Annotated in this window: 24 protein-coding genes; 12 read left to right on the top strand and 12 right to left on the bottom strand. The window is 39.9% G+C overall.

The features are described 5' to 3' along the window. Positions 1-77: 77 nt before the first annotated feature. From AC056_RS03250 to AC056_RS03220, 7 genes are all read left to right on the top strand, one after another. Positions 78-1,670 (top strand): peptide chain release factor 3, encoded by a 1,593-nt coding sequence (locus tag AC056_RS03250; RefSeq protein WP_004698705.1) that lies wholly within the window; start codon positions 78-80, stop codon positions 1,668-1,670. Positions 1,671-1,739: 69 nt separating this feature from the next. Next, positions 1,740-2,582 carry a hypothetical protein gene (locus AC056_RS03245; RefSeq protein WP_077162734.1) on the top strand — a complete coding sequence of 281 codons (843 nt, stop codon included), beginning with the start codon at positions 1,740-1,742 and terminating at the stop codon, positions 2,580-2,582. 87 nt (positions 2,583-2,669) lie between these two features. Then, positions 2,670-3,611 (top strand): RsiV family protein, encoded by a 942-nt coding sequence (locus AC056_RS03240; RefSeq protein ID WP_077162733.1) that lies wholly within the window; start codon positions 2,670-2,672, stop codon positions 3,609-3,611. Beyond that, the gene (locus tag AC056_RS03235; RefSeq protein WP_077162732.1) at positions 3,611-4,423 is read left to right on the top strand and encodes a TatD family hydrolase; all 813 of its coding nucleotides are present in this window, start codon (positions 3,611-3,613) and stop codon (positions 4,421-4,423) included. The genes AC056_RS03240 and AC056_RS03235 overlap by 1 nt, the downstream gene beginning before the upstream one ends. A gap of 124 nt (positions 4,424-4,547) precedes the next feature. After that, the gene (gene acnA, locus AC056_RS03230) at positions 4,548-7,304 is read left to right on the top strand and encodes an aconitate hydratase AcnA (RefSeq protein ID WP_077162731.1); all 2,757 of its coding nucleotides are present in this window, start codon (positions 4,548-4,550) and stop codon (positions 7,302-7,304) included. A gap of 123 nt (positions 7,305-7,427) precedes the next feature. Continuing rightward, positions 7,428-7,901 carry a RidA family protein gene (locus tag AC056_RS03225; RefSeq protein ID WP_039254891.1) on the top strand — a complete coding sequence of 158 codons (474 nt, stop codon included), beginning with the start codon at positions 7,428-7,430 and terminating at the stop codon, positions 7,899-7,901. Between the two features lie 124 nt (positions 7,902-8,025). After that, positions 8,026-8,790 (top strand): ThiF family adenylyltransferase, encoded by a 765-nt coding sequence (locus tag AC056_RS03220; RefSeq protein ID WP_077162856.1) that lies wholly within the window; start codon positions 8,026-8,028, stop codon positions 8,788-8,790. A 79-nt stretch (positions 8,791-8,869) separates the two neighbouring features. Here the strand turns inward: AC056_RS03220 and AC056_RS20055 are convergent, their stop codons facing one another. Beyond that, positions 8,870-8,941 carry a hypothetical protein gene (locus AC056_RS20055; protein WP_223848716.1) on the bottom strand — a complete coding sequence of 24 codons (72 nt, stop codon included), beginning with the start codon at positions 8,939-8,941 and terminating at the stop codon, positions 8,870-8,872. Between the two features lie 133 nt (positions 8,942-9,074). Between AC056_RS20055 and AC056_RS03210 the strand changes: the two genes are divergently transcribed. Continuing rightward, positions 9,075-9,989, top strand: a complete 915-nt coding sequence (locus AC056_RS03210; protein ID WP_077162729.1) for a LysR family transcriptional regulator — start codon at positions 9,075-9,077, stop codon at positions 9,987-9,989. Here AC056_RS03210 and AC056_RS03205 read toward each other — a convergent pair. From AC056_RS03205 to AC056_RS03185, 5 genes are all read right to left on the bottom strand, one after another. Continuing rightward, positions 9,981-10,490, bottom strand: coding sequence for a hypothetical protein (locus AC056_RS03205; protein WP_077162728.1), 510 nt, complete (start codon positions 10,488-10,490; stop codon positions 9,981-9,983). The two genes, AC056_RS03210 and AC056_RS03205, sit on opposite strands and share 9 nt — an antisense overlap. Positions 10,491-10,825: 335 nt before the next feature. Then, a complete protein-coding gene (gene dusA / locus AC056_RS03200; RefSeq protein WP_019458105.1) occupies positions 10,826-11,830 on the bottom strand; it encodes a tRNA dihydrouridine(20/20a) synthase DusA in 1,005 nt (334 codons plus the stop codon). A gap of 142 nt (positions 11,831-11,972) precedes the next feature. Then, the gene (locus AC056_RS03195) at positions 11,973-13,163 is read right to left on the bottom strand and encodes an MFS transporter (RefSeq protein ID WP_077162727.1); all 1,191 of its coding nucleotides are present in this window, start codon (positions 13,161-13,163) and stop codon (positions 11,973-11,975) included. Between the two features lie 18 nt (positions 13,164-13,181). Continuing rightward, positions 13,182-13,589, bottom strand: coding sequence for a RidA family protein (locus AC056_RS03190; RefSeq protein WP_077162726.1), 408 nt, complete (start codon positions 13,587-13,589; stop codon positions 13,182-13,184). 68 nt (positions 13,590-13,657) lie between these two features. Next, positions 13,658-14,584 (bottom strand): DMT family transporter, encoded by a 927-nt coding sequence (locus AC056_RS03185; protein WP_077162725.1) that lies wholly within the window; start codon positions 14,582-14,584, stop codon positions 13,658-13,660. A gap of 238 nt (positions 14,585-14,822) precedes the next feature. Between AC056_RS03185 and AC056_RS03180 the strand changes: the two genes are divergently transcribed. Genes AC056_RS03180 through AC056_RS03170 form a run of 3 tightly spaced genes read left to right on the top strand, consistent with a single transcriptional unit; the run spans position 14,823 to position 17,743 of the window. Then, a complete protein-coding gene (locus AC056_RS03180; protein WP_004698636.1) occupies positions 14,823-15,950 on the top strand; it encodes a Re/Si-specific NAD(P)(+) transhydrogenase subunit alpha in 1,128 nt (375 codons plus the stop codon). Positions 15,951-15,961: 11 nt separating this feature from the next. Then, a complete protein-coding gene (locus AC056_RS03175; protein ID WP_000230434.1) occupies positions 15,962-16,276 on the top strand; it encodes a proton-translocating transhydrogenase family protein in 315 nt (104 codons plus the stop codon). Between the two features lie 12 nt (positions 16,277-16,288). Next, positions 16,289-17,743, top strand: coding sequence for an NAD(P)(+) transhydrogenase (Re/Si-specific) subunit beta (locus AC056_RS03170; protein ID WP_039254926.1), 1,455 nt, complete (start codon positions 16,289-16,291; stop codon positions 17,741-17,743). A 53-nt stretch (positions 17,744-17,796) separates the two neighbouring features. Here AC056_RS03170 and AC056_RS03165 read toward each other — a convergent pair whose 3' ends face one another. Further along, positions 17,797-18,618 (bottom strand): SDR family NAD(P)-dependent oxidoreductase, encoded by an 822-nt coding sequence (locus AC056_RS03165; RefSeq protein ID WP_077162724.1) that lies wholly within the window; start codon positions 18,616-18,618, stop codon positions 17,797-17,799. A gap of 265 nt (positions 18,619-18,883) precedes the next feature. Here AC056_RS03165 and AC056_RS03160 point away from each other — a divergent pair, with 265 nt between their 5' ends. Beyond that, positions 18,884-19,264 carry a hypothetical protein gene (locus AC056_RS03160; RefSeq protein WP_077162723.1) on the top strand — a complete coding sequence of 127 codons (381 nt, stop codon included), beginning with the start codon at positions 18,884-18,886 and terminating at the stop codon, positions 19,262-19,264. Between the two features lie 82 nt (positions 19,265-19,346). On the opposite strand, the gene rsfS is transcribed toward AC056_RS03160, so the two are convergent. The 5 genes from rsfS to AC056_RS03135 form a co-directional block, all read right to left on the bottom strand. Continuing rightward, the gene (gene rsfS, locus AC056_RS03155) at positions 19,347-19,748 is read right to left on the bottom strand and encodes a ribosome silencing factor (protein ID WP_001047580.1); all 402 of its coding nucleotides are present in this window, start codon (positions 19,746-19,748) and stop codon (positions 19,347-19,349) included. An 81-nt stretch (positions 19,749-19,829) separates the two neighbouring features. Further along, positions 19,830-20,624: a hydroxypyruvate isomerase family protein gene (locus AC056_RS03150; protein ID WP_077162722.1), complete on the bottom strand. Its 795-nt coding sequence runs from the start codon at positions 20,622-20,624 to the stop codon at positions 19,830-19,832. Positions 20,625-20,640: 16 nt separating this feature from the next. Continuing rightward, a complete protein-coding gene (locus AC056_RS03145; RefSeq protein WP_077162721.1) occupies positions 20,641-21,507 on the bottom strand; it encodes an NAD(P)-dependent oxidoreductase in 867 nt (288 codons plus the stop codon). Between the two features lie 11 nt (positions 21,508-21,518). Beyond that, positions 21,519-22,307 (bottom strand): crotonase/enoyl-CoA hydratase family protein, encoded by a 789-nt coding sequence (locus tag AC056_RS03140; RefSeq protein WP_077162720.1) that lies wholly within the window; start codon positions 22,305-22,307, stop codon positions 21,519-21,521. A 96-nt stretch (positions 22,308-22,403) separates the two neighbouring features. Next, positions 22,404-25,211 carry an ATP-binding protein gene (locus tag AC056_RS03135; protein WP_077162719.1) on the bottom strand — a complete coding sequence of 936 codons (2,808 nt, stop codon included), beginning with the start codon at positions 25,209-25,211 and terminating at the stop codon, positions 22,404-22,406. Between the last annotated feature and the right edge of the window lie 122 nt (positions 25,212-25,333).

The raw sequence follows: 25,333 nt of genomic DNA, 5'->3' as shown, positions 1-25,333 counted from the left end.
CTGCTACAATTACGCCAATTTTTATTTTGATCGACTTTAGATCTTTGGCACTGCAATCTCCGCAGTAGGTGTATTTCATGAGTTTTAAAGATGAGTTAGCGGCACAGGTCGCTCAACGACGCACATTTGCTATTATTTCCCACCCCGATGCCGGTAAAACCACCATGACAGAAAAACTGTTGTTATGGGGTAAAGCGATTCAGGTTGCAGGGATGGTAAAAAGCCGTAAATCTGACCGTGCAGCTACATCTGACTGGATGGAAATGGAAAAAGAACGTGGTATTTCGATCACCACGTCTGTTATGCAGTTCCCATATAAAGGTCACACGATTAACTTACTCGATACACCGGGGCACGAAGACTTCTCGGAAGATACTTATCGTACGCTTACCGCGGTTGACTCTGCACTCATGGTAATTGACGGTGCAAAAGGTGTCGAAGAGCGTACCATCAAATTGATGGAAGTGTGTCGTATGCGTGACACACCAATTATTTCTTTCGTCAACAAAATGGACCGCGAAATTCGTGAGCCACTTGAGTTGTTAGACGAAATCGAAAACGTTTTAAACATTCGTTGTGTACCAATTACATGGCCACTTGGTATGGGTCGTGACTTTGCTGGTGTATACAATATTCTTGAAAATAAATTGTATGTGTACAAAGCAGGTTTTGGTTCAACGATTACAGATATTGAAGTGCGTGATGGTTATGACCATGCCGATATTCGTGAAAAAGTAGGTGAGTTAGCTTGGGCTTCATTTGAAGAGTCGCTTGAGCTTGTACAAATGGCAAATGAGCCATTAGACCGCGAACTTTTCTTACAAGGTAAACAAACACCTGTTCTATTTGGTACAGCATTAGGTAACTTTGGTGTTGACCACGTTCTAGATGCATTTATGCACTGGGCACCTGAACCTAAAGCTCACCCAACGCAAGAGCGTGTGGTTGAAGCGAAAGAAGAAGGTTTCTCTGGTTTTGTATTTAAAATCCAAGCCAACATGGACCCTAAACACCGTGACCGTATTGCGTTCATGCGTATTTGTTCAGGTAAATACGAGAAAGGTCTGAAAATGAACCATGTGCGTATTGGTAAAGAAGTCCGCATTAGTGATGCATTGACTTTCTTGGCTGGTGAGCGTGAGCATTTAGAAGAAGCATGGCCGGGGGATATTATTGGTTTACATAACCACGGTACAATCCAGATTGGTGATACTTTCACTAGTGGCGAAAACTTGCACTTCACTGGTATTCCACACTTCGCGCCAGAAATGTTCCGCCGTGTACGTTTGAAAGACCCATTAAAGTCAAAACAGTTGCAAAAGGGTTTGAAAGAGTTGTCTGAAGAAGGTGCAACTCAGGTGTTTATGCCGCAAATTAGCAATGATTTGATTGTGGGTGCAGTTGGTGTACTTCAGTTCGACGTTGTTGCTTACCGCTTGAAAGAAGAATATAAAGTTGACTGTGTTTACGAGCCGGTAAGTGTAAATACTGTGCGTTGGATTCATTGTGATGATGACAAGATTCTTAATGAGTTCAAGAAAAAAGCACACGACCAGCTTTCAATTGATGGTGGCGGTCACTTGACGTATCTTGCTCCAAGCCGAGTGAACTTGCAGATTATGCAAGAGCGTTGGCCTGACATTCAGTTCCGTAACACTCGTGAACACTAATCATGTAAACATAACAAACAGCTTCGAATAGAAGCTGTTTTGTTTTGAAAAATAAGAAAGGATGATGAAATGAATTTGAGTAAAAAAGCAATTATTGCGCTTGTAGTTACAGCCATAGCATTAATTTCTGCTATTTCTGTATTTGTCTGGAAGGGTACTCAGTCCTCATCATCCTCTCAAAAAAATGTAGCTTCTGCTAAAGATCACTCTGCTGAGAAAGCAGAGGTACTACCTTATTTAAATTTGACCGAAACTAAAGCGAATTATGCAGTGCCTTTTTGTGAAAAGAAAAACTGTATTGATGTCGATATTCAAACGATAAAAACTCAAGATACTTGGTTAAATAGCTGGATTGAAAAAAATCAGGCGAAAGTCATTCAGACTCAAATTGATTTGAAAAAAGATTTGAGCTTGCAACAAGCAGTAGATGCTTACGTCAAAAAGTCTGATGAATGGCAAGATAAATATTCTAAAAACCGTGCCTATGAGTTACACATTCATACGCGCATTGCTTCGCAGCGTAATCAGTATGTTTTATTGCAATTAGGGTTGGACAGTAAACAGGAAGAAGTCACGATAAAAGATCGTTATTATTTTTTTGTGGCTGACCGTAAATTGCATAAAAGTTTAACTTTGCTTGATGTACTTCAAAAAGACCAACAAACCACTGTGCATCAAATCGTGCAAACTGCTTATCAAGACTGGCTCAAAAAGCAAAGCGCTGACGTCAAAAAAGACGCTCCAAAAACCTTATATTGGGGACAAGCAGACTGGTTCTTTGATGGTGAAGGTGTAGGTTTGCATTATCAGGCAAATCAGATTACCAAAGATGCTCCTCAGCTCGATATTTATTTAACGACAGAGCAAACTAAAAAAATATTACAACCTGAGGTTTATGAACAAATGTTCTAAGTTGGTAGCAGAATTTGCAACCTACTTATAGATGCGCTAACTTCATATCAGTTATGCATAATCTTCTCAGAATAAAGGCAAAATATGATGTTAACTTCTAAGGCCTCGTTCCGTTTAACGCTACTTGCTTCTGCGTTATTTTTAGTGGCATGTCAGCCTAAAAGTGATCCTAAAGAATCGGAAGATCAGCAAAAACCCGCAGTGGTTGAGCAAAAGCCAGTAGAACTGACTTTAAAAGGGGAAACAGTTCCTAGTAAGGTGGTTTTGCCAGACTGTAGTGGTAAAACTTGCCCAGACTTTAGAGTAGAGCGCCTGCAAAGTAACTATCCTTTCATTGATAAGATTATTGACCAACAAGTTTTAAAAGCACTTGGTCAGATTCTTGAAATTGCGAAGCCAGATCAAAAAGCAGGAAAAACTGATAAAAATACAGAGGCCTCTGCAGTTGCTGCTGCTAATCAACAAGATAGTTTTGATGTTGAAGTTCAGCGCTATGCAAATTCATTTGTTGGCTTAGACAACGAATTAAAAGCGCTAAGTAATAATCATCAAATTAACCTTTTAGTGAAACCTAAAATTATACAGTCACAAGGTAAAGTGGTAACCGTTGTCGTCAATAGCAGTAGCTATTTAGGTGGTGCACATGGTTCGGCAGCACAGCAATATTATAATTTTGATTTAAAAGAACAAAAGCACATCAAACTTGAAGACTTATTACGCCCGCAGAAAAAAGCGGCTTTAGAAAAGTTAGCACATGAAGTATTTAAAGCTTGGGTGACCGACTCAAAGCTTGCTAATAGTGTGAGTGAATATGAACAAGCTTGGCCATTTAAACTTACCGAGAACTTCTTGTTAGGTGATCAGGGTTTGATTCTTCAATATGGTGAGTACGAAATTGGGCCTTACGTGGTTGGGTTGCCTCGTTTAGTCATTCCATATGACCAGTTGCAAGATGTGTTGAAAGAAGAATATTTGCCACAGCCTAAAGCCAAACCAGCTTCGGCTCCCGTTGCAAAAAGTACTAGCTAATGCATTTGTTTGATACCCATACTCATTTTGATGTTGCCGATTTTGATGAAGATCGGCAACAGTTAGCCCTTGAGGCTAAGAAAGTGGGTGTAGATGCTTTGGTGTTAATTGGCTTTTTGCAGTCACGCTTTGATGAATTATTGCAAACCCATCACCAGCTTAAGCAGTGGGATAATGTACCGACCTCTTATTTAGCACCGGGGTTGCATCCATTTTATATTGAGCAGCACAAGCCAGAGCATCTTTTTCATCTTGAACAAATTTTACAGCAAGAAGAGTGTGTAGCCGTAGGTGAAATTGGCTTAGATACTTTCTTGAAAGAACATAAGCAGCCCGATATATATGCTAAGCAAAAGCAGTATTTTGCTGACCAGTTAGAACTGGCAACGCAATACCAAAAACCAGTGCTGCTTCATATTCGAAAAGCACATGGCGATGTGCTTGCATTATTAAAAGCGCATAAGTTTAAATTGGGCGGAATTGCACATGCCTTTAGTGGTGGTGTAGAAGAGGCAAAAGGGCTAATTAAACTCGGTTTTAAAATTGGTGTAACGGGGCAAGTGACTAACCCAAATGCGAAAAAGCTTCATACCGTTGTGCAAGCTATAGGTGCCGAGCATTTGGTAATAGAAACGGACTGCCCAGATATGACGCCACTTTGCTGTCAAACCTCTGCTGAGCAGCGTACTCGCAATACTCCTGTAAACTTACCGTTTGTACTCAAAAGTTTGGCCGAAAATTTAAATATGGCTGAGTCAGATTTAGCCGAAAAACTGTGGAAAAACTCTCTATCTGCTTTGAAATTATCGTAATAAAAATCAAAGATTAAAAATATTAACTAAAACAAAACACAGCGATTAGAAAAGAAGCTTAAAGTAAGAAAACAACATGTAAAAACGTGAAAAATAACATTGCCAGACATGGGAGGATAACCCAATGGCTAAGTATAGCAATATCAATAGTTTTAATGCTCTACAGACGCTAACAGTAGGTTCCAGCAATTATCAGATTTTTAGCTTAAGCCAAGCCGAGAAAAAGCTAGGTGACATTGCCAAACTGCCGAAATCATTAAAAGTACTGTTGGAAAACTTATTACGGTTTGAAGATCAGCATAGCGTTAAAACAGAACACATTCATGCTTTAGCAGAGTGGTTAAAAACCCGTAGTTCAGATCAAGAAATTCAGTACCGACCTGCACGGGTTTTAATGCAGGATTTTACTGGTGTTCCGGCTGTGGTTGACTTGGCTGCCATGCGTGCAGCAATGGCACAAGCGGGTGGAGACCCAGAAAAAATTAATCCGTTATCGCCTGTAGACTTAGTCATTGACCACTCTGTGATGGTTGACCATTTTGCCGATGATCAGGCTTTTGAAGAAAACGTTCAAATTGAAATGCAACGTAATGGCGAGCGATATCAATTTTTGCGTTGGGGACAATCTGCATTTAATAACTTTAGTGTCGTGCCTCCGGGTACGGGTATTTGTCATCAGGTCAATTTAGAATATTTAGCTCAAGCAGTATGGCTCGGTGAAGATAACGGCCAAACTTTTGCTTTCCCTGACACCTTGGTCGGTACAGACTCGCATACCACGATGATTAATGGTTTGGGTGTATTGGGTTGGGGCGTTGGTGGTATTGAAGCAGAAGCTGCCATGCTAGGCCAACCTATTTCTATGCTTATTCCTGAGGTGATTGGATTTAAACTCACAGGTAAATTACAAGAAGGGATTACAGCGACCGACTTGGTGCTCACTATTACTCAAATGCTTCGCCAAAAAGGTGTGGTGGGTAAATTTGTAGAATTTTATGGAGACGGTTTAGCCGACTTACCACTTGCTGACCGCGCAACTATTGCCAATATGGCACCTGAATATGGTGCGACTTGTGGTTTCTTCCCAATCGATGAAGTAACTTTGGGGTATTTGAAGCTTACTGGTCGTCAAAGTGACCGTATTGAATTGGTTGAAGCGTACAGCAAAGCGCAAGGCTTATGGCGTAATGCTGGCGATGAACCAGTTTTCACCGATACGTTAAGTTTAGATATGAGTACGGTGCAGGCGAGTCTAGCTGGTCCAAAACGCCCACAAGACCGTGTACTGTTGTCAGATGTGCCTAAAACGTTTAATGCCTTAATGGAGTTAAATCTAAAGCCTGTAAAAGAAGCTAAAGAGCGTTTGGAAAATGAAGGTGGCGGCGGTACGGCTGTACAAGCGACCAAATCCAATATTCAGCATGAAAGCCCATCTTGTGTAATTGACGGAGAAAAGTATCCTTTAAATCATGGCGATGTCGTCATTTCAGCAATTACTTCATGTACCAATACTTCTAATCCAAGTGTCATGCTGGCAGCAGGTCTACTTGCTAAAAAAGCCATTGAAAAAGGCTTGCAGCGTAAACCATGGGTAAAAAGTTCACTTGCACCTGGCTCTAAAGTCGTGACGGACTATTTGTTGGCTGCTGGGCTTACGCCATATTTAGATGAGTTGGGCTATAACTTGGTGGGTTATGGTTGTACAACATGTATTGGTAACTCAGGTCCTCTACCAGAACCTATTGAAGATGCAATTCAGTGCCATGATTTAAACGTAGCGTCTGTACTTTCGGGTAACCGTAACTTTGAAGGGCGTGTACACCCATTAGTTAAAACAAACTGGCTTGCTTCGCCACCTTTGGTAGTTGCTTACGGTTTAGTTGGTAATATTCGTACCGACTTAACGACGCAACCCATCGGGGAAGGTAAAGATGGACAACCTGTTTACTTAAAAGATATCTGGCCAAGCCAAGCAGAAATTGATGAAGTGCTGCAAAAAGTAAATACCGACATGTTCCACAAAGAATATGCTGCAGTATTTGATGGTGATGAAAGTTGGCAAGCGATTCAGATTCCAAAAAGTAAAACTTACGAATGGGCTAATGACTCGACTTATATTCGCCATCCGCCGTTCTTTGAAGGAATTGGTGAACCGCCAAAACCAATTGAGAATATTGAACAGGCACGTATTTTGGCAGTGCTTGGTGACTCGGTAACCACCGACCATATTTCGCCAGCAGGTAATATCAAAAAAGACAGTCCGGCAGGCCGATATTTACAAGAGCAAGGTGTTGAGCCAAAAGACTTCAACTCTTATGGTTCGCGACGTGGTAATCATGAAGTCATGATGCGAGGTACCTTTGCCAACATTCGTATTAAAAATGAAATGCTCGGCGGTGAAGAAGGCGGTAATACTATTCATGTACCAAGTGGTGAGAAGCTTGCCATTTATGATGCAGCAATGCGTTACCAACAAGAGCATACGCCGCTTGTGATTATTGCTGGTAAAGAATATGGAACGGGTTCTTCACGTGACTGGGCTGCCAAAGGTACGAACTTATTAGGCGTAAAAGCTGTCATTGCCGAAAGTTTTGAACGTATTCACCGTTCAAACTTGGTGGGTATGGGCGTGTTGCCACTCCAGTTTGTTGATGGTCAAACCAGACAGTCCCTCAATTTAACTGGTCATGAGGTTATTTCAATTCGTGGGTTATCGGATGGTATTCAGCCTCATGAAATTCTTGAAGTTGATGTGAAAGGGCCAAATGGAGTAGCCAGCCATTTTAATGTGTTATGTCGAATTGATACGTTAAATGAGGTGGAGTACTTTAAGGCTGGTGGTATTTTGCACTATGTACTGCGGAATTTGATTGCTTCATAAAAAGACTATCTTTCAAGAGTTACATAAAAAAAGCCTCATATTCATGAGGCTTTTTTTATTGTCTTTGTTTAACGGATAAGCTAAATATAAAGGCAATAATTTTTGTTATAAGAAGAAGTAGTTATGGATAGGGATACAATATTTTTAAAAGTAGAATCTCGATTGGGATATGATTTTTCAGGGGATATAAAAATAGGAGGTAAATATACCTCATTAATTGAACACGCTGGACTTGTATTTATTAGCGGTCAAATTCCAAGAGTGGGAGACACCATACAGATTTGTGGAAAAGTTGGATTAGATGTCGATTTATCAGATGCACAACTTGCTGCAAGTATTAGTACCATGAGAGCTTTAGCAATTTTAAAACAACACTATGGGACTTTAGATGTTATTGGAAAAGTTTTACAAATGAATGTATTTGTTCATTCAACATCATCATTTATACATCAAAGCGAAGTTGCTGATGGAGGATCTGAAATTCTTTATGAAATTTTGGGTACAGATACAGGACGGCATACACGTACATCGGTCAGTGTGTGCCAACTTCCAAAAAATGCATCTGTTGAAATCAACTTCATTTTTGCTTTGAAATAAAAGTAAGTTGGGTGAATTGAATTAATTCAATTTCACTGGGTATTTTTATTTGTAAGAGCGGCAAGACGCTCTACGTAAAAACCAGTAAAATATGTGGTTTGATTTTTCAGAGAAAGCCAGTTCCATGTCCGATTTACCACAAAATGATGAATATGACCGCCGTTTTGCAGGTGTAGCCAAAATTTATGGTGATTCATCTTTCCAGCACTATGAAAAAAGTCATGTGATGGTGATTGGTATTGGTGGAGTCGGCAGTTGGGCGGTAGAAGCTTTAGCACGTACAGGTATTGGCGAGATCACGCTGGTAGATATGGACGTGGTTGCAGCATCAAATGTAAACCGTCAGCTACCTGCAATGTCATCTACACTGGGCTGTGAAAAAGTTGAAATTATGGCTGAGCGTTGTCGCCAAATTAACCCACGTATTAAAGTTAATATTATTGATGACTTCTTAACACCTGAAAATGTCACAGAGCTTTTAAACCCTGTACCAGACATTGTGTTGGACTGCATCGATGATGTTAAAGCAAAACTGGCTTTAATGCTGCATTGTCGTTTTAATAAAATACCTTTGATTGTTTCAGGTGGGGCTGGTGGTAAGCTTGATCCTCTTAAAATTCGTGTGGCTGATTTATCAAAAACAGAACAAGACCCAATGTTAGCGAAGCTACGTAGTCAACTTCGTGCTCGCGGCATCTGTAAAAAGCCAAAAGAGAAATTTGGTATTACCTGTGTTTATTCAACTGATAATCCATTTTCAAGTGCTGATGTCTGCCCATCAGCTGGCCTCCGCTGTGGTGGTTATGGTTCCGCAGTAGTGGTGACTTCAAGTTTTGCTATGATTGCTGTGGCTGAAGTTTTGAAAAAGCTCGATTTAAAGAAAGCCTAATTTAAATATTGAAAAGGCATGCTCTTATGTTGGAGAGCATGCCTTTTGTTTTTGAGAAAAACGATTTAATCATATAGCTCTATAGTGTCGTGTTTGGGCTGTGTTGGAAGCTGCTGATCGTAAAATTTAAAACACCATAAAAGTAGAACAACGACAGTAAAGATGGTGAAACCTTTAAAATACTTCATGAATAATTCAATCAAGTGAGTAGTCTTGATAAAATTCTAGCGAAGGCAATCTATCTAATCTAATATAGAAAATAGACCTAATAATCTAATTTTGAGATGGTGATGCCCACATTAAAACAATTCCAATATTTTATAAAAATTGTAGAAGAAGGGAGTTTTACTGCTGCTTCAGAAAAGCTCTTTATTGCTCAGTCTGCTTTAAGTCGACAAATGAAGCTATTGGAAGAAGAAATTGATTTTCAGTTATTTGATCGCACTGATAAGAAAGTAAAGCTTACAACGGCAGGAGAGGTCTTCTATAAAAAAATAAAAAATAATATGCACTATTTAAATGAAATCATTGGAGTTTCTAAGAATATTGCTGAAGGAAAAAATCGCCAGATTAAAATTGCTCACTCGAGCAGTATTATTATGGATGAGAGAAAGATTCATATATTAAAAGAAATTAGCTTAGCTAATCATATAAATTTTGAGATAAATACTTTGTCGTCTGAACATCAAATTCTAGCGTTAATGAGTGGAGAAATTGATATTGGTTTTATTCGGCCGCCCGTTCGGCGCACCTTAGAAGACATGAATGTTCTTAAATTATATGAAGAGCCTTTAATGGTAGCTGTCCATATTGATCATTCTAAGTTTACTAAAGAAGAAAAGGTTTATTTAAAAGACTTAAAAAATGAGCATTTTGTAGCTACACCTTATGCGGAAAGAGGGGGCTTAAGTTATTTGGTGGCAAATCTGTGTCTAGCTGCAGGATTTACTCCACAAAAAGCCCCAATTCAGTCTCGTAAGGTTTCGCAGCTACAATTGGTTTCTGCAAATTTGGGAATTAGTATTGTTCCCCAAGAGTTTGAGAAAATATTGCCCCATCAGGTCAAGCTCTTACCTTTGGCAGATTATTTGTCACTTTCAGAAGTTCAGTTGGTCTATAGAAAAGATCATGATGAAATGATTCAACGCTGTGCCGAGCAAATTCATCAAATGTTTTATCTTAAAAATGAATTAGCCTAATCTGTAGTAAGTATAAGTAACGCTATCATCTTTATAGACGTCATAACTGCTTTGTTTAAAGTCAGAAACCCATTCACTACCTGTGTAACCAGCAATATGCCCATAAACGTGATTGCGGGTTCTATGAATGATGTAAATGTCGCCTTCTTGTGGCTCATCAAAAGCTGGATCAATTTCTTTATAGCCGATCTTTTTCAGGGTATCACCCCAATCAGATGCTGCAATTGGATGGTTTTCAACATCGGCACCAGCAGACTCAAGTGCAAGACGAATGCTACGTGCACAACGAGCTTTACTGCGTCTAGAGGTAACACTTTCTAATTTTGCTACGAATTTTTCTACATCTATGGCTGGAGGGGTGTTGCTTTCAGTGCGGTGATTATTGGGTTTCATGGTGAAGGGATAAGGAAGGCTTGGTGTGCTGTGCGATACAATAATCGCTGCCTGATTTGAATCCTGATACATATAGTTATCAGCTACTTGTCCGTCATAAATAATCATCGTGAAATCTCTACCCGTACTACCTATATCCGTATTTAGAAAATCACCACCTACCTGTGGCGTTCAGAGATACTAATTGCCCAAACTTAAAAGTTTTGTTTATGTTATGTAATAACGTATCTTTTTTCCAGTTTTTATTTCTGACTGAGAAAAAAAGCCTACTTAAAAGAGTGGCTAAAAGCAGTGAAATTTAATTACTTGATATTATTCATTTTAAATAATTAATCAGAGCTTAAATTTGAATATTTTGAGCCGACATTTGCGAATATACTCAAAATCTAAGTCTCTGATTTAAAATGCCACATTTTCTTACAATTTAAGGGCGCTGAGCGCGCTTAAACCTGATGCTCTTTTACATATTCTTCAGTACGAATGATGGCAGCTTGCATGTTTCGAATTGCATTCTCTACATCAGCTAAAGTTTTCGCATTTCCACCGCTCAATGCCTGACGCCATTTACGTGCACCCGGTAAGTTTTGAAATAAACCTAAAATATGACGGGTAATGATAGACAGTGGTGCACCCTCAGCCATACGTTGCTCAATATAAGGCAGCATTTGTTCCATAATATCGAAACGGTCTGGTGCTTCTAAGTTCCAGAGTTGGCCGAGCTCAGCAAGTAGGTAAGGGTTGTGATAGGCTTCACGGCCAATCATCACGCCGTCAACATGCTGTAAATGAGCTTGAGTTTCAGCAAAAGTTTTAATACCACCATTAATTTCAATAGTTAGATGTGGGCGTTCTTGCTTTAAACGGTAAACATCTTCATAGCGTAGAGGTGGTACTTCGCGGTTTTCTTTCGGAGACAAACCTTTCAATATGGCAATACGGGCATGGACGACAAAGTGTGTGCAGCCCGTTGCCGCAACAGTATCTACAAAGTGCAGCATTTCTTCATAAGACTGCATGTCATCAATACCGATACGGTGCTTTACCGTTACTGGAATATTCACCGCTTTTTGCATGCTATGAATACATTCAGCGACCAAGTCTGGTTCTGCCATTAAACATGCACCGATTTTATTATTCTGTACACGGTCACTTGGGCAACCTACATTCAGGTTGACTTCGTCATACCCCCAGTCTTCAGCCATTTTTGTACAAGTGGCAAGTTCTTGTGGGTTTGAACCACCGAGTTGCAGGACGATTGGGTGTTCTTGAGCGTTATAGTCCAAGTGGCGTTTTGCATCGCCAAATAAAATCGCGCCTGTCGTTACCATTTCGGTATACAGCACAACGTTTGGGTTAAACAACCTTGCAAAGAATCGGTAATCCTTTGTAGTCCAGTCCATCATTGGGGCAACTGAAATACGAGGTTGTAACGATTGAAGTGATTGCATAATCAATAGACCCAAAAGTCGCTAAATTAAAGAAAGGGCAGCATTATACGGGGTTTAGCCTTGAATCGACAGAGGCTTTTAGCCGTATAATTTATAACCGACCTTGAGTTGGGGATAGAAAGATGATTTTTAACAAGTTAGGTTATGACTGAGCCAGCTGCTTTTTTTGTAAGAAAGCATCAATCACGCTAAACAAAATACAAAACACAACGAGTCCCACGCCAGCAAGGCATGTCATGCTCCACCCACCATGATTCCATGCAAAAATTCCTAATGCTGAACCAGCTGCGCCACCAATAAAGTAAGTGGTCATATAAATAGCATTAATACGAGATTTAGCATCTGGACGTAAACGGAAAATAATACTTTGGTTACTGGTGTGAACAAGTGCGAGTGCTAATTGAATTAAAGCAAATCCGATAACATAAGCGAAGAGTAGAGTTTGTCCGAAGTAGAAGCAGATCCAGCTGACTAAAAATAGCCCGCAGCCCATCCATGTAAGTAATTTTGTATAGCCTTGATCGGCATATTTACCAATATAGCGGGTTGATAATGCACCAAAAATACCAACTAGAGGAACGAGTCCGATAAATAGATCTGGCAAATCGTGTGCCGAGGTGAGTAGTAGTGCGATAGTGGAATACAAAATACTGACTGCTGCAAATGCGAAGGCACCAGTAAGCGCTCTTAATAATAATCGCTTCTCTTGCTTTAAAAGCTGAGCCATAGAAACAAAGATTTGCCCATAGTTCATTTTCATGCGCAATACATAAGGCAGGCGACTTTTTAAAGTAAATGCCAATAGCAGCATTAATATACCGCTTACTACATAAACGACTTTCCAATGAAAAAGATTGGAAAATAAGCCAGCTAGACTGGTAGAGAGTAGAATCCCGACCAATAAGCCGCTCATTAAAAAGCCAATAATCTCACCCGTTTTTTCAGGTTTTACCGTCATAGTTGCAAGTGGGATAAGAACTTGGGCAGCAACAGAAAACAAGCCTGCCAAAATTGTACCGATCCAGAGCATAGGCAAGTTAACAGCAAACGCAGAAGTAAATAAGCCAACTGCGCAAAGCACCATTAAAAATGGAATAGCCTTAGCTTTATTGACGATGTCACCCATCGGAACAATAAAGAGCAAACCGAGGGCATAAGACACTTGAGCAAATGTTACTGTTAAAGCGGCTTGCGCTTGAGTTACTGCAAACTCTTGCTGAATAGAGTGAATTAGTGGCTGACAGTAATAATTCACACCTGCACATAAGCCACATGCTGCTGCCATCAACCAAAGCAAAGGTTTATTTTGACTGATATCTTCAGGGGTAGACATGATGTTCTCTCAGTTTTATTAAGTATATGCCGTTGCTTCAACTTCAATAAGCATGCGTTCTAATGCAAGGCGTGGTACAGGAATGAGCGTGCAGGCTGGAAAAGGATGATTTTTCCATAGATTTTGCATGATTTTAATTAAAATTTGGTGTTTTTCATCCGAGTGGTCAACAATTAAAACTCTTAAAACCGCAATATCAGAAATTTTTGCATCTGCCGCAGTTAAAGCATGTTGAATGTTATTAAAAACTTGAGTGGCTTGTTCTTGAAAACTTGAGCTCAGCTCACCTTTTGAATCTTCACCACCTTGACCCGCAACATGAATAATGTTGTTAAAATTTTGGACTACGGCAACATGACTGTAAGCATTCGGTGTTGGATTATATAAAGTAGAGGGATTTATGATTTTAAAAGTTTCTTTATTCATTGGAACTCAACCGTTCAGTAAAATTTAGATGAGTATCCAACCTCAACTTAAGTTGAGGTCAAGCAGATTTAGTGTTTTAGTCTTTTCTTTCTAAGCGTAATCATCATGACACCTACAATATTGAGTAGGCAGCCGACCCATTGCCACATATTAAGATGTTCATTTAAGAAAAGAACGGCAAGTAAAATTGTTAAAACCGGTCCAATCGAAGCGATCATTGCAGATTGTGATGCGCCCAGACGTTCAATGCTTTGTATGAGCATAACGGTGGGTAATACGGTGACTAAAAAGCCTAAGCCGACCCCATACCAAATGACGCTTGAGGGAAGTTGTAATATAAGCTGAATAGGGTGAGGTGTACTCAAAGCGTAATGCGTTAATGCACCAATACAGGCGATAGTAAGCGCTAATCCTGTGAAATTCCAAGAACCAAACTTTTTAATTAATGGTGGAGTCAGCAGTAAATAACCAGCAAAGGCTACAGCACTTGCAAATACAAAACTTGTCCCTAACCAAAAGTTGCCCTGAATTGGTGCATTGTTGTGCTCTTGAAGCATCACCAATACGGTTCCACCATAACTAAGAAAAATGGCGAATAAACTTTTTACATCTAATTTTTGTTTGTAGAGCAGGCTTGATGCGATCACGGTAAGTGTTGGATATAAAAATAAGATAATCCGCTCTAAAGAGGCGCTAATAAACATGAGACCCATGAAATCGAGCCAACTAGCGAAGTAGTAGCCTAATAGACCAGCAAAAATTAAAATTAGCCAATCCTTCTTTTTTATGCCCTGATTATGATGCCTATTGAACCAGCAAATGAGTAGAAAGAACGGTAAAGCGCTTAATATGCGTAAAGCCATCAGGACTGTACCGTCTACTAATGGAGAAAGGGCATAAGTCTGTTTAATAAAGATTGCTTTTGTGCTGAATAGAAAAGCAGAACAAAGCGCAAAAAAAGACCCAATTTGAAACGAAGATAAAGAAATTTTCATATACAGGACTGTATAAGAGAGACTATTGTCTGCAAAAAAAGAAAAATCTTCCTATATTACACTCCAAGTCAAATATCGTGAATCATCAGTTCAAAATATGGGTATTTATTAAATAAATAGTGGGTGGTATTTTCAAAAAGTTCAATTAGAATCCAAATTCTGTACAAAGAATACACATGGGGGAAACATTGCAGTTTGCAATGTTTTTGACAATGAGAAATTAGCTTGAGGAACGCTCATGCAGATCGGAATCCCAACCGAAACTGTCGTCGGTGAAAATCGTGTAGCTGCTACGCCAGAGACAGTAAAGAAGTTGATTAGCGCTGGTCATAGCGTTGTGATTGAACGTGGTGCTGGTGTAAAGGCTGCGTATATTGACAGTGCTTATGAACAGGTCGGTGCAACCATTACGGATGATGCCTATACGGGTAGTCAAATTATTTTGAAAGTTCGTGCGCCTCAAGGCGGGGAAATTCAAAAACTTGCAGCAAATACAGCTGTTGTAGCAATGTTTGATCCTTATCGTAATACCGAGCTAGATCAATTTGCCAATCAGCAAGTATCTGCTTTTGCTCTGGAATTGCTTCCTCGTACGCTTTCTCGTGCACAAAACATGGATGTGTTGTCTTCTCAGGCAAACTTGGCTGGTTATAAATCAGTTTTGCTTGCTGCTGCCGAATATCAACGCATGTTCCCAATGCTTATGACTGCTGCTGGTACTGTGAAACCTGCACGTGTTGTGATTATGGGAGTTGGGGTTGCAGGCCTTCAGGCGATTGCTACTGCAAAACGTTTGGGTGCAGTTGTTGAAGCAACAGACTTACGTCCTACAGCTAAAGATCAAGTTGAGTCTTTAGGTGGTAAATGGTTAGACGTACCAATGTCTGAAGAAGAGCAACAACGTGCGGCAGATGCAGCAAAAAATGGTTATGGCTGGATGCCGGGTGAGCAATACATTAAAGACCAAGCTGCGATTGTAGATAAAGCTGTTTCTAATGCCGATATCGTGATTACAACCGCATTGTTGCCAGGTCGTGATGCGCCGCGTCTGATTAAAGCTGAAACTGTTGCCAAGATGAAACCAGGTTCTGTCATTTTGGATATGGCAGTTGAAACTGGCGGTAATGTTGAAGGTTCTAAAGTTGGCGAGACTGTTTTTACAGAAAATGGCGTGAAAATTTTGGGTGTTCCAAATATTCCAGCAACTGTAGCAACAGAAGCTTCTGCTTTATATGCACGTAACGTTTTTAATTTCGTAGAAACTTTATTCGACAAAGAGAAAAACTTTGCGATTAATCAAGAAGACGAAATCCAAAAAGCCCTATTGGTCACTCATGGCGGTCAAGTGCTGCTTAAGCGTGGTTAAGGAGATTTCTCATGGTTGAAACTATTACAATTTTCGTCCTTGCCATCTTCGTAGGTTATTACGTTGTTTGGGGTGTTACACCAGCTTTGCATACGCCACTTATGGCAGTAACTAATGCATTATCATCAATTATTGTTGTTGGTGCGATGTTGCAAACTGTAGGTCTACCTGTTTTAGGTGTAGATGCGAATGTTGCATTTCAAAGTGTGAATGTGGTGAGTGTACTCGGTGCAATTGCAGTATTTTTAGCAAGCATTAATATTTTCGGTGGCTTCGCAGTAACTGCGCGCATGCTGGAAATGTTCAAGCCTAAGCAAAAGAAATAAGAGGGCTTTGACATGGAATTTATTCAAGCAAATGCAAACTGGTTGTACCTTGTAGGCGCAATCCTCTTTATCTTGACGCTTCGTGGCTTGTCTGGCCCTAAAACAGCAATTCAAGGTAACCGTTACGGTATGATCGCAATGGCGATTGCTGTTATAACGACCTTCTTTGTTGCCAACAACCCAGTCATCTGGATGATCGTTGGGGCGATGGTGTTAGGCGCAATCGTGGGTATTGCACGTGCACGCACAGTGCCAATGACACAAATGCCTGAAACGGTTGCGCTTATGCACTCTTTGGTTGGTTTGGCTGCTGTCCTTATTGCAATAGCTGCAATTTTACATAACAACCAATTAACTGCACTGTTTGCTCAAAATGAGGCGGCGTTGACTGCAGCTGGCGTACAACATGCACACATGAGCAAGGTTCATCTATTTGAATTGTTTGTGGGGTGTTTCGTTGGTGCGATTACCTTTACTGCATCTGTATTCGCATATGGTAAATTGGCTGCGAAAAAATGGGCTAAAACAATTTCTGGTGCATGGGTTAAACCTGTTCAAGCACTTATCTTTGTTGCGATGTTGGCTTGTGGTTTCTACTTCTTCACAACTGGCAACATGACTGCTTTCTGGGCAATGACAGCACTTGCACTTGCATTTGGCTGGGTGTGGATTGCACCGGTAGGTGGTGGTGACATGCCTGTGGTGGTATCGCTTCTTAACTCGTTCTCTGGTTGGGCAGCAGCAGGTATTGGTTTTACCCTTGAAAACAACATGTTGATCGTTGCGGGTTCTCTCGTAGGTTCATCTGGTGCGATTCTTTCGTACATTATGTGTAAAGCAATGAACCGTTCAATCATCAACGTATTGTTTGGTGGTGCAATGGGTGGTGCAGCAGTTTCTACAGCTGCTAAAGGTGAACAAGTTCAACGTAACTACCGTTCAGGTTCTGCTGATGATGCTGGCTTCTTAATGTCAAATGCAGACAGCGTTGTAATTGTACCGGGTTATGGTATGGCGCAAGGTCGTGCACAAAATGCTGTAAAAGAGTTGTGTGAAATTCTAAAAGAGCAGGGTGTTCGTGTTCGTTTCGCAATTCACCCGGTTGCAGGCCGTATGCCTGGTCATATGAACGTGTTGCTTGCTGAGGCAGACGTAGCATATGAAGACATCTTGGAAATGGATGAGATTAACTCAGACTTCCCTGCAACTGACGTAGTGCTTGTCATTGGTGCAAACGACGTTGTAAACCCTGCTGCGAAAGATGATCCAAGCTCGCCGATTTATGGTATGCCGATTCTTGAAGCGCATAAAGCACGTACAATCATGGTGATTAAGCGTTCTATGGCAACAGGTTATGCAGGTCTAGACAACGATTTGTTCTATAACGAAAAAACAATGATGATCTTTGGTGATGCTAAGAAAGTTGTTGAAGATATGACTAAATCAATTAATGGTACAGGTCACTAAATTACTTTGAAATAAAAAACCACCTTCGGGTGGTTTTTTTTGCTTTTTAGGATTTAAAGAAACTTTTCGACCAGATCCATTGATTGTTGGTAGAGATCACGTGCCAGTTGCTGGTTTTTAGCATGTGACGATTTCCAGTCAGGCATATGTGCGCTGACATATTCGCCATTGCGGCTTTGCCATGAGTCTCCAATTGCCATTTCTGTAATAAGTTTTGCAGGAACTGAGGTTGGTACTAAGCCTATTTTCATGGCTGCATAAACTGGTTTTGGTAAATCACGATAAATATCAGAAGCAACACCGCCGGGGTGTAGTGCATTATTGGTAATTGAACTGTCTGCTAGTCGTTCAGCTAGTGCATTGCTCAAGAGTAAGTTTGCAAGCTTGGATTGTCCATAATAGAACAGGGGATTGTAAAAACCTTCTGCACGAAATTTATTAGGTTTAATTGAGCCAACCCAATGAGCAATAGAAGCAAGATGAACAATACGTGCTTGAGGAGATTGTTGTAAAACTGGGAGTAACTTTTGAGTAAGTAAGAAATGGCCTAAATAATTAACGCCAAATTGTTGCTCAAAACCATCTGCTGTGAGCTGTTTTGTTCTTGCAAATAACCCAGCATTATTAATAAGTACATCAAGATTGCCATATTTATCTGCAACTTCATCTGCAGCTTTTTTAGTTAACTCAAGACTGTTCAAATCAAGAGAAACGATATCGACTTGCCCTTGGTCAAGTGAGCGCAGTTTGTTTTGTGCTTCTTGAGCTTTTTGAGGATTTCGACACGCCAAAATGACATGTTGCCCTTGTTTTACAAGTTGTTCTGCTGTGGCAAAACCAATCCCTGTGTTGGCGCCTGTAATGAGTATCTTCACTTTTTAGTGCTCCAGTTATGCTATTTATTGATGAGACTTTAAGAAGAGTTATAGTGCTGTAATTTTGACAATTTGTCATGTCAAATTTAAAAATTGGTGATGACTGACAGCTTTGAGACTTTCACTTAATCTCTATAATCAAAAAATGGAGGTATTTATTTTTATTTAATGTGATGTAGAGGTTATATTGGCTATTTTTTACTTTAACTGGATGCTAAGAATGATAATATTTGATTGATATATAGTAATTATTTAAGGAATTTAAGTGGTTAAAAAAATAATATTCTTTTTAATTTCATTTATCAGTTTTTTCTTTTCATCGGTAACTTTGGCAGAGCCTCTTGAGGAAGTAAGTGAAAAATATGCAAATTGTTTGATGGGACAAGTTGGGTCTCAAATAAAAATGAACAAAGATGAAAATGATATTGTTGAAGATGCTTTCTATAAATGTAGACAAGAGGAAAAGGAATGGATGGGGGTAACTGATATAAAAAAATTGGCGGGTGATGATTATAAAAATATAAGTGAGGAGCAACTCAAGCTAATTTCTGAGCTACAAAGTGATATTGTAAAGAAAATGAAGATAAATATGACTGAGGAAATGCTTAAAGTTATTCGAGAAGAAAGAAAAGTTGATACACAATAAACTTTAGGTAGTAATGAAAAACATCACCTTCAATAACTAAAAAAGCGGCTCAAAAGAGCCGCTTTTTTTAAAAGCAAAAATTTTATGCGACTGACTCTGGGGCAGTACGCCATAAGCTTTCTAAATCATAGAATTTGCGGGCTGTCGGTAGCATCACGTGTACTACAACAAAGCCAAGATCAATTAAGATCCATTCGGCATCTCTTTCGCCTTCAACGCCAATCGGGCGGAAACCAGCTTTTCGAGCTTCTTCTGCAACATTATCAGCAAGTGCTTTGACGTGACGAGTAGAAGTACCACTCGCAATAACAATAGCATCAGCAACGTTGCTAATAGAGCTAACATCTAACTGTAGAATATCTTTTGCTTTTACATCAACTAAAGCGTCATGGACGACTTTGAGACAAGCTTGTACGTCTTTATTTGAGGTGTTCATTGCGAAATCGTGAGAATTAGACACGCTGGGCGATGGTTCTAAATTCATATAGGGTATATTTTCCTGACAATTACTCACTATCTAATATAGTGGTTTTCACTCAGAATTTCAAACGAAACTAGTAACAGTTTATATATTTACATCATCGGAAAAATATTTGTTTTTCCATGTAAATGACTGATTTGACCCGTTTTTAGGTTTGTATTCTGCCGCAATGTAGCCCATATAAGCACTTTGTTTGATCCAAGAAAATATTTGTTCGTAAGGAATCTGGGCTGTATCGGGTTCATGGCGTCCCGGACAATCTGCGAACTGAATATGGCCAATCTGGTGAATATTTTCTTGTAACCCTTCAAGTACATCTTCACCCATCATCGCCATGTGGTAACAGTCATATTGCATTTTTAAAGCAGTGTGATTGACTGCTTCTAGCATTTCTTGAGCTTGAGCAATGTTCTGTACTAAAAAACGTGGCATATCTGTGCCATTAATCATCTCAAATACAGGTTCAATATCGTGTTCTGTGAGTAAGTCACAGGCCAGCTTTAAGTTGCTTGCAAGAGTTTTAAGGCAAGGAAGTAAATCTGAATCTTGAGGTTGCTTACCTGCCAAGATATTGACACGTGGTACTTTTAAAGCGGTGGCATAACGAATAGCTAATTCTAATGCTTCACGAAATGCTTTTTCTTGGCCTGGTACACCTGCCAAACCATTTCCACCTTGCATAAGGTCGCCAGCAGGAACATTAATTAAGCATAAACTGAGGTTATAGCGTTCAAGTTGGTCTTGAATATTGGAAATGGTAAGTTCATATGGGAATTGGATTTCTACATGTTCAAAGCCCTCTGCATGGGCTAATGCAAAGCGTTCAATTAAAGAAACTTCGGTAAAAATCATGGATAAGTTAACGGCAAGACGACCCATATGCAAACTCCGTTTATTATTGCTCTACTACTTGAATCATAGTAGCTAAATCTTTCTCAGCAAAGCCATTTTTTTGGTGAGTTTGTAGCTGTAATAGAGCTTTTTGTGCAACAGGGATGTCTAAATTAACATTCTTAGCTAATGTTACCGCGTTGTTAAGATCTTTAGATAATGTTTGAACTTTCCACTGAATAGGCTCGAATGTATGAGTTGCCATGCGTGGCGCAAGTATTTGAAAAGGTTTTGAGTCGGCAAATCCACCAGCTAGCGCGGGAGCGAGTAATGTCGTGTCTACACCTGCGCGGTCTGCTAGTGCTACAGCTTCAGCGATAAGAGCGCTATTTGCTGCCACAATGAGTTGATTGCAAATTTTAGTGGCTTGGCCGGTACCAGTATCCCCCATTCGTGTTACACGTTGGGAAAGTACATTATAAACAGGGCTTAAAGCTTCAATAGTTTGAGCATCTCCACCTGCAAAAATGACAAGTGTGCCTTGTTCAGCACCAGCTGTACCGCCTGAAACAGGAGAGTCAATCCATGTCACGTGTTGTGAAGCAGTAGCTTGAGCGAGTGCTTTTGTTGCAGCAACAGACAGACTTGAGAAGTCCACAATAACTTGACCAGCTTTTAAGTGAGGTTGAATTTGTTCAAATACAGTTTGCACAGCTTTATCGTCAGCTAAACAAGTTAAAACTATAGGGTATTGTCCGATGTTTGAAAGATCGAGAGCGTGTGCGCCGATATCGATAAGTTCTTCACAAGCAGATGCTGTTCTGTTCCAGACAGCAACTTGAAAACCTGCTTGAATAAGACGGCTAGCCATACGGCTTCCCATAAGCCCTATGCCTAAAAAGGCAATCGGTGTATTACGATCAAAATTCATCTTCAAAGCTCTTATCTATATTGGCGTGGTAAAAATTTAACTTCCGGATGTTTATCTTTTTTACGAGCGAGTTTGCTATTTTTACCAAGTAATAGTTTAAGTTGCCAGATTTTTTCTAGACGCAATGATTTTTCTGGTTGATGTTCCATTGCATCTAATACACGTTTTGCAGCAGTCAATGCATCTGGTGAGCGTTGCAGCATTTCTGAGGCAACTGCATTCGCTTTTTGTAATGGATTTTCGTTTAAGTGCGTTACAAGGCCAATATCTTTTGCGTAATTTCCGTCAAACACACGCGCAGTTAAGGTCAGTTCTTTGGCAAGGTCTACACCAATCAAACCTTTAAGTGAGCGGGAAAGCCCCATGTCGGGTACTAATCCCCAGCGGCTTTCCATAATCGACATTTTGGTTTCTGGATGGGCAATACGGATATCGGCAGCCAACGCAAGTTGCATTCCCGCGCCAAAGCAATAACCTTCAATCGCTGCAATCACAGGTACAGGCAAGTTTTGCCAAATCAAAAATGCTTTTTGGAAAAGGCTTTGTCCTGGTTTTACAAGCTCCCAAATCGCAAATGCAGAATTTTTAGGATTGTTGAGGTCAGATAAATCAATTCCGGCACTAAATACTTGTGCTTCGCCAGTCAAAATTACACAGCGGATCTCTCGGTCTTTTTGTATTGCTTTAGCCGTTGAAACAAGTTCTTTGAGGAGAGCGAAACTCATGGCATTACGTTTATCCGGACGGTTTAGATAAACTGTCGCTATGCCATTATTCTTTTCAATACGTAAAAGTGCCATGAAATTCCCGCTTATTTTTTATCGATAAGCGGAGCATAACATGGCTTGAAATTGGAAACATGACAGGTCAGTCATGCCTTTTTTTACAGGTTCTTTTTAGTCCGGTATCACTAAAATTTGGTGAGCTGCACTCTCTACTTCTTTAATCACAAGTCCTAATTCATTGAAGCGCTGTGTAACTTCTTCAATAAATCCATCGTCAGCTCTACGGCGCTCTTTGCGCAACTTAGAAACAAATTGTTCAAAGTCACCTGTAACTTGTTGAAGTTTTGGTGTGCCAACATATCGAGTTGCACCATAGAGGCGGTGTAATACATGCTCAAGTTGAGGGAAGTCTTCAAGTTCAATGAGCTGCTGCATTTCATCTAGCTCGGTTGGGAAACTGTCCACCAACATTTTAAGCAAGTCTTGGGCAAGGTCTTCTTTGTTTGCTGCCAATTGTAGGCTTTGCTGCCAGTTTAATATTTCTGGGTCTAGTGCCTCGGCAACAACATGATGATCTTTATCTAAGGCTTGTGCAGTGAAATTGTTTTTGGTCCATTGCGTTAAAATCTGAATGATTTGCTCCATTTGAATTGGCTTGGTGACATAGTCATTCATACCCACTTTCAGAAGCTTTTGTTTTTCATCAGCAAGCGCGTGAGCTGTTAATGCAATAATTGGAAGCTGCATTTCTCCATCTAGCGTTGACTCTAGCGAGCGGATCGCGCGACTAGTATCAATGCCTGACATAACTGGCATTTGAATGTCCATAAACACCAAATCAAACGGTTTGAGCTTTTGATCAATGCGTTCTTGGATGATATTCAGCGCTTCTTGTCCACTTAAGGCTTTAGTGGTTTTAACATTTAACTCGCCTAATAGTGCCTCTAAAACAATTAAGTTCGGTAAATGGTCATCGACCGCTAAAATATGTAAGCCCTGACCATTAAAGTCTTGTTGTTCCTCTTCAAAAATAGGTTGGTCACTTAATAATTGAATAAGTCCACTGCGGCTTAACGGTTGATAAAGTGGGCGAGCGCGATATTCGGTGAGCATATTTGGCTCAAGTGTCATTTGGTAGCCGTAAACTGCTAGGTTACCTTGATAACGGCTACGAATTTCTTTAAGTAGGGCTTCTGTGTCACCGCTATGATCAACAACAAGCCATGTGTTGTCTTTCTGGTCGAGGTGTTTTAAGCGGCTAAATAAGTCCAAAATCGATTGAGTTTCGATATGTGGAACTTGATAATTTTCAAGATAGTAGCGTAAAACACTTGCCGTTGCTGGATGTGCTAAATAAGACACGACTTGTAAATGTTCGAAGTGAGGATGTTCTATCTCATGTTCTTCATCTACAGCAAACTGTGCAGTAAACCAGAATGTTGAACCTTTTTCTGTTGGCGCACGTTCTTGGTTATCTTCAAAACCAATTTGACCATGCATGAGGTGAACCAGTTGTTTGGAGATCGCGAGACCTAAGCCTGTACCACCAAATTGACGTGTAACAGATGCATCGCCTTGCGAAAACGACTCAAATAATTTTTTACGGTCTGTACCGCTTAAACCAATACCACTATCTTGAACGCTAAAATGAAGTAAGCATTGACCAATATCGTCATGTTCCATACGGACACGAACAATAATTTCGCCATCTGGAGTGAACTTGATTGCATTTGAAATTAGGTTGGTCAAAATTTGTTTAAAGCGTAAAGCATCCCCAATGACTTCTTGAGGAATGTTGTCTGCATAATAAAATGCCATGGCAATATGCTTTTGGGCAGCCAAAGGTGACAACATGTCCATGACATCGAAAATAGCTTCTTCTAAATCAAACGGTGCTGTTTCAAGTTCTAGTTTACCTGCATCAATCTTCGAGAAATCTAATACATCATTAATTAATGCTAATAAGTGGGCAGAAGATTTTCGAATAGTTTGTAGATAGAGATTTTGTTCGTTACTCAGGTTTTGTTGGCGAAGCAATAAATGAATAAAACCATCAATACTGTTAAGCGGCGTACGAAGCTCATGACTAATATTGGCAAGGAAAACGGATTTTGCCTGATTTGATGAAATGGCTTGGTCACGTGCCTGACGGTAAGTAATGTTTTGAACTTCTAAAGTGTCTAATGTTCTGCGTAAGTCTTCTTCGGTTTGTTCTGTATGTTCTTTAAGCTCTAAAAAACTAAAATGTAAACGTTTTACTACGTTTGCAATATCACGTTGGAGTAATCGTAATTCGCCTGTACTGTTAATGATCATGTGCTGATCTAAAGTGTCTGCATTAAGTCGTTGTAATTGCATTCGAATTTCGTACATCGGTGCAACCCAGCGGCGAGAGAAGAAATTTAGGCAGAGCAAAAGCAAGAGTAGCGTCATTAAGCTGGTAATGACTAAAGCGATCAAAATACGATAGCGTGCTAGCTCTAATGGCTGATTGTCCATTTCAATCACAAGCCAAACAGGAGTTTTTCCTGTGGTATTAGTGACTCGAATACCATAGATATTGTTATGGTTGTAAGAAATAGGGCCGAAGAAACTACTGCTTTGTGTAAAGTTGGGCCAGTAACGATTATCTCGATAACCCACACTTAAGTATGTTTGACCATTACTATCAATTAAAGCAGCACGCTTTAAATCTTTTTCACTGAACATGCTTTGCATAATGTTTTGTGCATGATCATATTCATCAGGTTTTAGCTCTACCAATGTGTAGAGATTTTTGGCGATTTCATTATAACGAGCCAAAATAGCCGAAGCGTGATGGAGCTGCTGTTGTTTGGCCGAATGAGATGTTTCAGTTAAAACCAGAAATGCGCCAACCCCTGTTAAAATCATCATGGGCACAAAAATAAGAGCAATCAACTGCCCATATGCATGATTCAGACGTAAGCGTTTCGATAAGGTTTTATTGAAATTAGACATGGCTACATCAGATTGATCTCTCTGTAGGGCATATTATCACGCTTTATTTTAAAACAGACGGCATTTTATAACTGACCGTGCTTTAATCACTTTTATTAAAAAGCATAGTGAAATGGGTGCAG

Source organism: Acinetobacter genomosp. 33YU, assembly GCF_001990725.1.
Classification (GTDB): Bacteria; Pseudomonadota; Gammaproteobacteria; order Pseudomonadales; family Moraxellaceae; genus Acinetobacter; species Acinetobacter seifertii.
The sequence above is the reverse complement of the archived record's forward strand: the minus strand, read 5'-3'. Positions and strand labels throughout refer to the sequence as shown.